The organism is Vibrio sp. V38_P2S17PM301 (assembly GCF_009904845.1).
Lineage (GTDB): Bacteria > Pseudomonadota > Gammaproteobacteria > Enterobacterales > Vibrionaceae > Vibrio > Vibrio proteolyticus.
Genome location: NZ_WXWO01000029.1, coordinates 34,777 through 47,068 on the forward strand (window position 1 = coordinate 34,777; position 12,292 = coordinate 47,068).

The 12,292-nt window shown below is 50.4% G+C and carries 11 protein-coding genes; 2 read left to right on the plus strand and 9 right to left on the minus strand.

The genetic code is table 11. From position 1 onward, the window contains the following. Window positions 1-221: 221 nt before the first annotated feature. From ispH to murJ, 6 genes are all read right to left on the minus strand, one after another. Window positions 222-1,184: a 4-hydroxy-3-methylbut-2-enyl diphosphate reductase gene (gene ispH / locus CAG64_RS06900; RefSeq protein ID WP_161447373.1), complete on the minus strand. Its 963-nt coding sequence runs from the start codon at window positions 1,182-1,184 to the stop codon at window positions 222-224. A gap of 22 nt (window positions 1,185-1,206) precedes the next feature. Next, the gene (gene fkpB, locus CAG64_RS06905; protein WP_021705627.1) at window positions 1,207-1,638 is read right to left on the minus strand and encodes an FKBP-type peptidyl-prolyl cis-trans isomerase; all 432 of its coding nucleotides are present in this window, start codon (window positions 1,636-1,638) and stop codon (window positions 1,207-1,209) included. A gap of 123 nt (window positions 1,639-1,761) precedes the next feature. Next, window positions 1,762-2,271: a signal peptidase II gene (lspA, locus tag CAG64_RS06910; protein WP_021705628.1), complete on the minus strand. Its 510-nt coding sequence runs from the start codon at window positions 2,269-2,271 to the stop codon at window positions 1,762-1,764. 46 nt (window positions 2,272-2,317) lie between these two features. Next, complete coding sequence (gene ileS / locus CAG64_RS06915; protein ID WP_161447375.1) at window positions 2,318-5,164, minus strand: isoleucine--tRNA ligase; 2,847 nt, start codon at window positions 5,162-5,164, stop codon at window positions 2,318-2,320. A gap of 64 nt (window positions 5,165-5,228) precedes the next feature. Continuing rightward, entirely contained in the window at window positions 5,229-6,164 is a 936-nt protein-coding gene (ribF, locus tag CAG64_RS06920) for a bifunctional riboflavin kinase/FAD synthetase (protein ID WP_161447377.1), read from the minus strand. A 71-nt stretch (window positions 6,165-6,235) separates the two neighbouring features. After that, window positions 6,236-7,798 (minus strand): murein biosynthesis integral membrane protein MurJ, encoded by a 1,563-nt coding sequence (murJ, locus tag CAG64_RS06925; RefSeq protein ID WP_021705631.1) that lies wholly within the window; start codon window positions 7,796-7,798, stop codon window positions 6,236-6,238. A 261-nt stretch (window positions 7,799-8,059) separates the two neighbouring features. Here murJ and rpsT point away from each other — a divergent pair, with 261 nt between their 5' ends. Further along, window positions 8,060-8,320 carry a 30S ribosomal protein S20 gene (rpsT, locus tag CAG64_RS06930; RefSeq protein WP_021705632.1) on the plus strand — a complete coding sequence of 87 codons (261 nt, stop codon included), beginning with the start codon at window positions 8,060-8,062 and terminating at the stop codon, window positions 8,318-8,320. 92 nt (window positions 8,321-8,412) lie between these two features. Here the strand turns inward: rpsT and CAG64_RS06935 are convergent, their stop codons facing one another. After that, the gene (locus CAG64_RS06935; protein WP_021705633.1) at window positions 8,413-8,721 is read right to left on the minus strand and encodes an ArsR/SmtB family transcription factor; all 309 of its coding nucleotides are present in this window, start codon (window positions 8,719-8,721) and stop codon (window positions 8,413-8,415) included. Between the two features lie 129 nt (window positions 8,722-8,850). Further along, window positions 8,851-9,741: a transcriptional activator NhaR gene (gene nhaR / locus CAG64_RS06940; protein WP_021705634.1), complete on the minus strand. Its 891-nt coding sequence runs from the start codon at window positions 9,739-9,741 to the stop codon at window positions 8,851-8,853. 405 nt (window positions 9,742-10,146) lie between these two features. On the opposite strand from nhaR, the gene CAG64_RS06945 reads away from it, so the two are divergent. Beyond that, window positions 10,147-11,295: a Na/Pi symporter gene (locus tag CAG64_RS06945; protein ID WP_021705635.1), complete on the plus strand. Its 1,149-nt coding sequence runs from the start codon at window positions 10,147-10,149 to the stop codon at window positions 11,293-11,295. A 133-nt stretch (window positions 11,296-11,428) separates the two neighbouring features. Here the strand turns inward: CAG64_RS06945 and CAG64_RS06950 are convergent, their stop codons facing one another. Continuing rightward, entirely contained in the window at window positions 11,429-12,280 is an 852-nt protein-coding gene (locus tag CAG64_RS06950) for a thymidylate synthase (RefSeq protein WP_021705636.1), read from the minus strand. Between the last annotated feature and the right edge of the window lie 12 nt (window positions 12,281-12,292).

Consider the following 12,292-nt stretch of genomic DNA (forward strand, 5'->3'; position numbering starts at 1 on the left):
TTGTAACGATTTAGCTTAAACGTCAAAGAGCTCCTTCGGGAGCTCTTTTTGTTTTCACAAGACCACTATGACTCTGCTTGTGCGAGTGACAGCAGCCTCAGTACCCAAAGCCCACCAGAACAAGATGCTTTGCTGTGGCAGCGCATCCAGCCCTAACCAAACACTCTGCGCGAGATAGAAAAAAGGCGACCATCAGGTCGCCTCATTGTTCCATCACCAGGTTAGTCAACCTGTTTGATTTGCAGCTCTTTCGGCACTTCAAAGAACATGTTTTCTTCGCGCCCCAGCACTTCCTCGACAGACTCAGCGCCAAGTTCGCGGATTCGATTGAGGATCTGGTTAACCAGCTCTTCCGGCGCCGACGCCCCGGCAGTCACACCGATCTTCTGTTTGCCCTCAAACCATTGTGGCTGAATGTCTTCCGGACAGTCAGTCAGATACCCCGGCGTGCCGAGTTTCTCAGCCAGCTCTTTCAATCGGGTGGAGTTGGACGAATTCTTGGAGCCCACTACCACCATCACATCCACCGTTTCCGCCAGCTCACGCACAGCATCCTGACGGTTCTGAGTCGCGTAACAAATATCATCTTTCCGCGGCCCCTGAATGTGTGGAAATACCCGACGTAGCTCTTCAATCACATCGGCGGTTTCATCCACCGACAACGTTGTCTGGCTGACGTAGTGAAGATTATCCGGGTGCTTTACTTTGCCCTGCAACGCCGCGACATCAGCCGGCTTTTCCACCAGATACATACCACCGCTATCGCTGGCGTACTGCCCCATGGTCCCTTCCACTTCAGGGTGACCCGCGTGGCCAATCAGCACCACTTCCATATTCTTACGGCTGGCGCGCGCCACCTCCATATGCACTTTCGTGACCAGTGGGCATGTGGCATCAAACACCGTCAAAGCACGGGCTTTCGCTTCCTGACGGACTGCCTGCGAGACTCCATGAGCAGAAAAAATTACGATGTTGTCGTCCGGCACTTCATGCAGCTCTTCGACAAACACCGCACCACGACGTTTCAGGCCTTCGACCACAAACCGGTTGTGCACCACTTCATGGCGGACATAAATCGGCGGTTGATACATTTCCAGCGCACGTTCAACAATGCTGATGGCGCGATCAACACCGGCACAGAAACCGCGTGGGTTTGCTAACAGTATTTTCATTTCATTGCTCATGGGAGTTCTTCTGTCTGGGGCGTTATTCTACTGACAAAATCTCAACTTCAAAAGTCACATCTTGTCCGGCCAGAGGATGATTGAAGTCCACGGTCACGGAATCCCCTGCGATCTCGGTAATGATCCCCGGAATTTCCATCCCATCCGGACCGCTGAACGCCATGACGGTGCCAACTTCCACTTCAGCGTCACCGACAAAACGGGCGCGATCCATATGATGGATGTTGTCCGGGTTTGGCATACCAAATGCGTCGGCGGCTTTCAGTTCAATGGCTTTCTGCTCATTCGGTGCCATCCCCAGCAGACATTGTTCAAAATTATCGCTCAGACTGCCGTCACCAATCACCAGCTTGGCTGGCTTGCCCATGTTGTGCGTACTGTCGGCCACCGAGCCATCGCTGAGTTTAATCGTAAAATGCAGGGTCACTGCTGAATTGTGGGTAATCGTAGTCACGTCAGGGCTTCCTTGATAGATGACGGGCATCGCCCGCGAGTTGACTCTGTGTCGAGCCTTTATAGTAAAAAGCGCCTCCCGAATCAACGGATGGCGCTTAGGGTTATTCAGTTCCTGGGCGGTTCAGCCTTTGGCCTTGTCTTTACTGCGAAAGCTGTCGACAATGATCATCGCCGCACCAATACAAATGGCCATGTCTGCCAGATTGAATGCTGGCCAGTGATGATTTCCCCAAAAAAAGTCCAGATAATCCACCACGAAACCATGCACCACTCGGTCAAACACGTTGCCAACCGCGCCACCAATGATCAGCGCATACGCAATGTTGTTCCACTTCTCTTGTGCGGGTAACTTGCTCATCCAGTAAGAGAGCATGGCCGTGACTGCAAAAGCAATCCCCGTAAACAACCAACGTTGCCATCCCGCCTGATCACTCAGGAAACTGAACGCGGCACCGTAGTTGTGGACGTATAACAGGTTGAAGAACGGCAGGATCTCTATGCGGTTTTCCCAACCGTAACCCATGCTGTTCATCACCACCAGCTTGATGCCGATGTCGGCAACAAACACCAGCAAAGCCAGCCACAGCCAGCGAATACCAGATTGTTTTAAAGTTAGCGTCTGTTCACTCATTCATCATTCCTGTTATCACGGCCACCGCAGCGGCCGTGAAATCAAATTAAGCGAATCGACGAACTTCGCCTTCACCGTCGACGTTAGACACACAGCGACCACAAATGGTTTCGTGACCAACAATGGTGCCAACATCCGGAGTGTGGTGCCAACAGCGGTCGCACTTCTCAGCGTCAATCGCGGCAACTTCAACGAACAAGCCATCCAGTTCAGTGGCATGCGCCGCTTGACCTTTTTCGCTCACTGGCTTAACCACTGCATCAGAGGTTAGCAACACAAAACGCAGCTCATCTTGCAGTTTGTTGATTTTCGCTGCCAGCGCGTCGTCAGCGTACAGCGTGACTGACGCCTGCAACGCACCACCAATGATTTTTTCGTTACGTGCAGCTTCCAATTGCTTATTGACGGCATTACGCACCGACTGAATTTCAGCCCAGAATTCGTTGTTCAGCTCTTCGCCTTCAGCCAGACCGAACAGACCATCGAACCATTCCCCCGTGAAGACAAACTTGTCACGTTGACCCGGCATTTCGTTCCAGATCTCGTCCGCTGTGAACGACATGATTGGCGCCATCCAGCGAACCAAAGCTTCAACGATGTAGTACAGTGCGGTCTGACAGCTGCGCTGCGCGTGGCCACCACGTTTCGCGGTGTACTGACGATCTTTGATCACGTCCAGGTAGAACGAGCCCATTTCAATTGAACAGAACTGCATCAAACGCTGCGTGACGGCGTGCGTGTTGTATTCGCCGTACGCTTTCACGATCTCTTCTTGCGCGGCGAGTGCACGACCAACCGCCCAGCGATCCAGTGCCACCATTTCGTCAGCCGGAACCAGATCCGTTTCTGGGTTGAAACCGTTGAGGTTCGCCAGGAAGAAACGGGCGGTGTTACGGATGCGACGGTACGCATCGGCGCTGCGTTTCAGAATTTCATCCGATACGGCGACTTCGCCAGTGTAATCGGTTGATGCCACCCACAGGCGCAGAATGTCGGCACCCAGCTTGTTGGTCACATCTTTAGGTGCCACAACGTTACCGATCGACTTCGACATCTTACGGCCTTGACCGTCAACCACGAAACCGTGTGTCAGTACTTGTTTGTATGGCGCTTCGCCTTTCATCGCGATCGATGAGATCAGTGAAGACTGGAACCAACCGCGGTGTTGGTCAGACCCTTCCAGGTACAGATCTGCACTGTGGCCGTGGTATTCTTCACGAGCATCAACCACTGAGAAGTGGGTCACACCCGAGTCAAACCAGACGTCGAGTGTATCCAGTACTTTCTCGTAATTCGCTGCATCTTCTTCGCCCAGCAGTTCCGCCGCATCGACATCCCACCAAGCCTGAATGCCTTTTTGCTCAACCAGTTGAGCCACTTTTTCAATCAGCTCAGAGGTGTTGGGGTGAAGTTCTGCGGTTTCTTTATGCACAAACAGTGCAATCGGCACACCCCAGGTACGCTGACGAGAGATACACCACTCTGGGCGACCTTCGATCATGCCTTCAATGCGGCTTTGACCCCATTCAGGCATCCACTGTACACCTTTGATGGACTCAAGTGCTTTTGTACGCAGGCCAGCCTGGTCCATAGACACGAACCATTGTGGGGTTGCGCGGAAAATGATTGGCGTTTTATGACGCCAGCAGTGCGGGTAGCTGTGCTCGTAAGCGTGGTGATGCAGCAGCGCACCTTTCTCTTTGAGCGTTTCCACAACCGCATCATTGGCTTTAAATACATGTTGACCAGCAAATAGCTCTGTATCTGGCAGGTAAACGCCGTTGGAACCTACCGGGTTCGCGACTTCCAGACCGTATTTTTGACCAACCGCGAAGTCTTCCTGGCCGTGGCCAGGTGCCGTGTGAACCACACCCGTACCAGAATCTGTTGTCACGTGATCGCCAAGAATCGCAGGCACAGTAAAGTCGTAGAACGGATGCTGGTACTGAGTCAGCTCCAGATCCGCGCCTTTCGCAAAGCCCAGATTGTGGAAGTGCTCGATGCCGGCACGATCCATCACGTCTTTCGCCAGCTCAGAAGCGACGATAATACGCTCAGGTTGACGTTCAGACGCATCGTCACCCTCAACTTGGATCAACACGTATTCCAGATCGTCACGCAGACACACCGCGCGGTTCGCTGGCAGTGTCCAAGGTGTGGTGGTCCAGATAACGATAGAAATATCGCCGTGACCTTCGTGGCCTTCGCTTAATGCAAATTTAGACAACAACGCCGCTTCGTCTGCCGCTTTAAAGCGCACATCAATCGAAGGAGAGACTTTGTCTTTGTACTCGACTTCTGCTTCTGCCAATGCAGAGCCACAGTCGGTACACCAGTGAACCGGTTTGAAGCCTTTCAACAGGTGACCTTGGTCAGCAATCTTACCCAATGCACGGATGATGTTCGCTTCCGTGTCGAAGTCCATGGTGCGGTAAGGCTTGTCCCACTCACCCATGATACCAAGGCGCTTAAAGCTCTCTTTCTGACCTTCAACCTGACCCGCAGCGTAGTCACGGCATTTTTCGCGAAACTCCGCCGCGGTAACTTTTTGACCTGGTTTACCAACCTTTTTTTCTACCATCAGTTCGATAGGCAGACCGTGGCAGTCCCAGCCAGGAATGTAAGGTGCGTCAAAACCTGAAAGTGTTTTGGATTTAATAATAATGTCTTTAAGAATCTTGTTCAGTGCGTGGCCAATATGAATATCACCGTTGGCGTATGGAGGGCCATCGTGTAATACAAAAGATTTTTTGCCTTTTTTCGCTTTACGGATTTCGCCGTAAAGGTCTTCTTGATACCAACGCTTCAGCATTTCTGGCTCGCGGTTGGCCAGATTGCCGCGCATCGGAAACCCTGTTTCAGGTAAGTTCAGGGTATCTTTATACTCACTCATCGATTCTTAATTCCGTTATGTTGGGCGATAGTTAGACATTATGTTAAACGGTGGACTAAACCGTTTAACGCTTAAGCCGACGCAGCCACACCCTTGCTGCCTCAGCATCCAATTCAATTTGTTGTTTGAGCGCATCAAACGACTCAAATTTATGCTCGTCTCGGAGCTTATGTAACAGTGCGACTTCCAGCTGTTTGCCGTACAAATTGCCGTGAAAGTCAAACAAATGCACTTCAAGTTGTTGGCGAATGCCATTGACCGTCGGGCGCTGGCCGATATTCGCGACGCCGCCAACCGGCGTGTCCTGTAAACCGTATGCTTCAACGACATACACACCGGAAACCGGTGACACGCAACGCTTGAGCGGGATATTGGCGGTTGGGAAACCTATGGTTCTGCCCAATTTTCGGCCGTGTGACACCCGCCCACTGATGCTGTACTGACGCCCCAGCATGCTACTGGCGGCAACCAGATCATCACTAGCCAGCGCTTCACGAATCGCGGTGCTGCTGACACGTTGTTGCTGCAAACAGAAACTCTGGGTACTGACGACTTCAAAGCCGTATTCCCGGCCGGCTTGTTGCAACATGGCAAAGTTGCCCGTGCGCCCTTTGCCGAAGCAAAAATCATCGCCAACCACCAGAAACTTAACACCCAATTTTGCGACCAACAAGTCACGAATGAACTGTTCCGCACTCAGGTTGGCAAAGTGCACATTAAAGTTCACACACAGCAGTCTGTCGATATTGAGTTTCCCGAGCTGCACAAACTTATCGCGCAGGCGAGTCAGACGGGCCGGCGCTTTGTCTTTCGCGAACAGCTCCATCGGTTGAGGTTCAAACGTCATCACCACTGAAGGTAAGTCCAGTGCTTTCGCCTGCTCAGAAACCTGGCTCAACACTTGTTGATGCCCGAGGTGCACACCATCAAAGTTGCCGATGGTCAGAACACAGCCATGATGACTTGCTTTGATGTTATGAATACCGCGGATTAATTCCATGGAGATACGCTGAAACCTTGCAATTCTCAATTATCAATGTGTGAAACTGACGGATTATATACTAATCCATCTTAATCTGTCGCTGCTTTTAAGTCTTTTAGGCGAATCCCCATGATAAACAGACTAATGAGATATACCAAGGCACCAAGGCCAATCAGCATCGCCAACATCAGCGCCCGGTACGACCCACTCCAGCTCAGCCACACCGACATGTCTTTATCTGCCCACAGGATTGCTGCGACCATCAGTGCGCCACCGACAATCAGACGCGCCACGAAAGAGATGGTCTGGCGAGTCACCTGATACACCCCCTGCAAATGCAGACCGCGGTACAACAGCGCCATATTGACAAATGCCGACAAGGCCGTGGCTATCGCCAGACCGACATAACCGTACATCCAGGCAAAAATCGCGTTGAATACCATATTGGTCACCATAGCAATGATGCCGTATTTGACCGGCGTTCTGGTGTCCTGGCGCGAGTAATATCCCGGGGCCAGCACTTTGATCAGCATAAAGTTCAACAGGCCAGACGCATACGCCAGCAGAGACAGCGACGCCTGATGCACATCGTGAGGACTGAACTCCCCGCGCATAAACAGTACCATTAACATCGGTTTGGCCAACACCATCAACCCCAACATGGCGGGAATCCCCAACAGGGTGACCATACGCACCCCCCAGTCCATAGTGTGAGCAAAGCCTTCGCCTTGGGCGTCGACGTGTTTACGCGACAGCGCCGGCAAAATCACCGTGGCAATTGCGATACCAAACAACCCGAGCGGAAACTCCAGCAACCGGTCAGAATAATACAGCCAGCTGATTGAACCGGTTTGCAGAAAACTGGCAATAAAGGTGTCAAACAACAGGTTGATCTGGCTGACGGAAACCCCGAACAACGCGGGGATCATCAGCGTCCGGATCTTTACGACCCCCGGGTCACGCCAGCCCCATTTCGGCTTGACCATCACCCCGGCCTTAATCAGAAACGGGATCTGAAACAGAAACTGAACCAGACCACCGAGAAACACCCCGATCGCCAAACCAATCTCCGGCTGAGTCATCTGCGGTGAAATAAACCAGGCCGAAAAGATGATCATCACATTGAGAAACACCGGCGTAAAAGAAGAGACGGCGAATTTTCCCATGGTGTTGAGGATGGCACCGGACAGGGCCACAAACGTAATGAACCATAAATAAGGAAAGGTCAGTTTGAGCATCAAGGTGGCGAGTTCAAACTTTTCTGCCGACGGACCACCATTCAGCCAGTCCCAGAACCACCCCGCCGCAAACACCGCAGTGACGGCTCCGGAGAACAGAATACCCAGCAGGGTAACCACGGTGACAATCACCCCGAGCGTACCGGCAGCGCGAGCAACCAGCTCACGCGTTTTGTCCATATCCCCCTGAGCATGTGATTCGGTTAAGACCGGAACAAACGCCTGAGAGAATGCGCCTTCGGCAAACAGGCGACGTAAAAAATTGGGGATCTTATTGGCCAGAAAAAAGACATCAGCCCCAGCCCCTGCGCCCATCAAGTTGGCGACTACCACGTCCCGGACTAATCCCAGGACACGCGAAACCAAAGTCATGGCACTGACGATCAGGCCAGACTTAAGAAGACGTTTACTCACTTTAACCTCTGTCGAAGCAGCTAAAAATCCGATTATCTACCTCGCCGGGAAAGGAATGTCGGCGTAAGAGCAGATAAGTATTAGCATTGGTATAAAAATACTGTTAGAATCCACGCCATCTTAACCGCGAAGACCTTTTCTTACCAAAATTTGTTTGGTTTCGAGTGGTTTTTGCACAAATCATTTGACAATTAAGTGCTAATGAGGGATATTCCCTGCCCTTAAATTGTCACCGAACTAAAGTTTTTGGGAGTTAGACCCTTGGCAAATAGTAAATCTGCTAAGAAGCGCGCTATCCAGGCTGAGAAACGTCGCCAGCACAATGCTAGCCGTCGTTCAATGATGCGCACTTACATGAAGAAAACTGTTGCTGCTATCGAAGCAGGCGACAAAGCTGCTGCAACTGAAGCATTTGCTGCAGTTACACCAATCCTAGACCGCATGGCGACTAAAGGCCTTATTCACAAGAATAAAGCTGCACGTCATAAGTCTCGCTTCTCTGCTGCAATCAAAGCTCTGTAATAGAACTCTGATAACACAGTGAAGAAAAAAACCGGCTGCATGGCCGGTTTTTTTATACCTGAATTTTACCTTAAAAAGTAAAAAGCGATGGCTTACGCCATCGCTGCTTCCTTGCAATACAGCTGATGCAGCAAATGAATCATGGCTTTCACCTCATCACTGCTCAACGTGTAGTAAACCGTTTGAGCCTCTTTGCGTGTATGCACCAGACCGTCTCGTCGCAGCCACGCCAGATGCTGGGATAATGCCGACTGGCTCAATTCAAGTTTACTGCACAATTCTCCAACCGATAGCTCCTGATTATGCAGCATGCACAAGATCTGCAGCCGACGCTCATTAGCCATGGCCTTAAGCAACACCACCGCTTTAGCCGAGTTTTTTTCCATTTCTTGTAGGTTCATAGGCGGGATCCCTTGGAACAACTGTACATCTCAGACTTCACAAGTTTAACCTAGTCAGTCAAGCGAATTTATAAAAATTTACAATATCAGCGGAGATAGTAATCGATTTGTTCACAAGAATAAAATTAATCATTCAAACAAATTGCTAAAATCCGCGTCACAAACGTTTTTTACTGCCGGATGTTGGATCATCCTCTCGGCAAAAATGACATAATATTCTTCTCTAAGCTCCTCGATGTGTCCGATCAACTGAAGCGGCAGATCATCCCCCACTTCTGACACATATAAAGAAGGCGCAAGAAAAATCACATCATGGTGATAACGGGCAAAGGCTTTCATTAATGCCGCATCATCGAATTCACCCAAGATGTTGGGCTGAATGCCCTGACGATCAAACCACTGCAGTACTTTACGCCCCATCGCCGTGCGACTTCCAGGGATCAGCAGTTTACGCTGCTCAAGCACCGCAGGAAATCTGACCTTATCCAGATTGCCAGAGCAGAAAAAGCTCATCTTACTCTCACCCAGCTTTTTACTGTACAGCCCCGGGCTCTGACCGGAATCCACCGGACAGTCGGATAAAATCATGTCTAATTTATGTTGCGACAGTTGTTCAAGTAACATTTCGTGGGTCGACTCAAAACAACGTAAATGAATGCTGTTGTCTGCTGGTACAGTCGTCATCAGAATCTTACTTACCAATCGCTTTGACAACGCATCCGCCACACCAACATCGAACAGGATGTTTGAACGCTGGCTGTAATTGACAATATCCAGCATCTCATAGCTAAGGCCAAACATTCGGTCTGCGTATTTGAACACCAGTTGACCCAACTCGGTAGGCTCGACACTGCGCCCATTACGCTTAGTCAGTTTGCCATCCATCCGTTCTTCCAACGCTTTGATTTGCCCAGTGACAGTTTGCGGCGTCAGAAACAAAGCTTCCGCCGCCTTAGTGACTGAGCCTTGTTTGCATACCATCCAAAAGTAATAAAGGTGGTTGTAGTTGAGGTGAGACATGCCTGTATTCCATCAAGGTCGTCGAGCTTTGTTTATAGCAAATGTATTTTGTGACCACAATAAATCGTTAAAACCGAATTATTAGAGAAAAAATCATAATTATTCCGAACAGTACAACCAGAAATATGACAGCAATGCCGTACCCGTGTCACAAAACGCTTTACATAACACCTACAGGTACGAAAAATCTGCGCCAAAATTCGTCACAAAACAAGTTATAAAAATTATATAAATCAAAAAGATAAATAACTACTGATAATTTTATTCACCAACAAGGGTTCAAGCGCTCAAAAACACATCAGTTTCAATATAACTGTCATATTAATGAAACATTCGCTCTCTACTATCGCCCACAGTTTCAACAACCGACCTCAGTTCTATCCATACAGGTCCACGGAGAAAAAAATGATGAACCAAGCTACTACTGCAGCGTCACCGATTTCGGGTACGACTCGCTGGTTACGCTGGGCTAACTTGGCATTCATGCTTTATCTGCTGCTACTGGCAGTATCTATGGTAGGCAGTGGTTTCAAATGGGCGACGGGCGATCAAGCCAAAGTACTGTTTGAATTTGCCTCTCATCCAGTTGCCGGGTTGATGATCGGCCTGGTGGCGACGGCGTTAATCCAATCCTCCAGTACAGTCACCTCGATCATTGTGGGCCTGGTGGCTGGCGGACTGCCGGTCGAAACCGCCATTCCTATGGTCATGGGCGCCAATATTGGCACCACGGTCACCAACACTCTGGTCAGCCTGGGCCACGTTCGCTGTAAAGAAGAGTTCAAACGCGCGTTTGCAAGTGCCACTATCCACGACTTTTTCAACTTGCTTGCAGTACTGATCTTCCTGCCTCTGGAAATGATGTTTGGCATTCTGGAAAAAATTTCCCATTGGCTGGTGTCGCCACTACTGGCTACCGGTGACATGAGCCTGAAAGGCTTCAACTTCATCAAACCGATCACCAAACCTGTGGTCAGCGCGATCAAAGGCCCGTTGTCAACTTTCGGCGATACGATTGGCGGTGTGCTGTTGATTGTCCTCGGTATTGCCACTATCTTTTTGGCTATCACGGTGATGGGCAAACTGATGAAGAGTCTGATGGTTGGCCGCGCTCGTGACATTCTGAAAAACGCCATTGGCCGTGGCCCGATCCACGGTATCGTATCTGGCTCTATAGTCACGGTTTTGGTGCAGTCTTCTTCTACCACTACCAGCCTGATGGTGCCACTGGTTGGGACTGGCGTCCTGAAAGTGCGTGACGTGTACCCATTTACCCTTGGGGCGAACATCGGTACTTGCATTACCGCGTTATTGGCGGCAACAGCAGTAACGGGTGAGTTCGCGGTCTTCGCCCTGCAAATTGCTCTGGTTCACCTGACCTTCAACATACTGGCAACCCTGCTGATCTTCGGTATTCCGTTCCTGCGTGAACTGCCACTGAAAGGTGCCGATATGATCTCCGAAATGGCGATCAAAAACAAAGCAGTTGTTGCAGGCTACCTGTTATCGGTTTTCCTGATTCTTCCAGGCACCATTCTGGCGTTATCCGCTTAATCAACACCATCGCTTATTGTGACAGGCCCCAATACTGGGGCCTTTTTTGTCTCAGTCAAGCTTATTTAGGACGGTACATTTGACGAACAAAAAAGCCAGCGCGGATGCTGGCTTTTTTGTGTTGAATTACGGCTTAGACCGAAAACGGGTATTTGATCGCGTCGTGGCATTGATACCCCGTCACCTCAAAGTCATCCAGCGTTACCCAAGTCTCCAAATCCTCCAAAGAGCGGATATCCGGGTTGATGCTAAACTGAGGTGCCGCAAACGGTTCGCGCTTAAGCTGCACGTCGCGCATCAGCGCCAGCTGATCTTCATAAATGTGCGCGTTGACGATTTTGTGGTACGCCACGCCTGGTTTCTTGCCGGTGATCTGCGCCATGATCGCCAGAAACACATAGACTTGAACCATGTTGAAGTTTAGACCCAGCGGCACATCGCATGAGCGCTGCGTACTATTGAGGAACAAGGTATCCCCCAGCAGGGAAAAGTGATGGCTGTACATACACGGACGCAGGCATCCCATATGAAACTCACCCGGGTTGTAGAAATTAAGAATTTCACCGCGATCATCAACACCGCGGGTTAAGTCATCCACAATCTTACGGAGCTGGTCAATATGCCCCCCATCCGGCTTCGCCCAGGCACGCCCCTGCACTCCATAAACCCGCCCCATGTCATCCTCACCTTTACGATAAGGGTTATCCAGCCAGGCTTGATTCAAGTTGGCGTTGGCGTCCCAGGTTTTGGTGCCCAACTGACGAAAATCGGCCGCATTGTCATAACCTCTGATGTAGCCAAGCAGCTCGGCTACGGCGGCTTTCCAGAAGCTTTTACGCGTGGTCACCAGCGGGAACTGATTGTGACCGACATCGTAACTCAGGTCGGCATTGATCACCGTCAGGCAACGTTTACCGGTGCGTTCGTTTTCAACCCATACGCCCTGATCAACAATACGTTGGCAGAGGTCTAAATACTGTTTCACTTGGATTCCTTA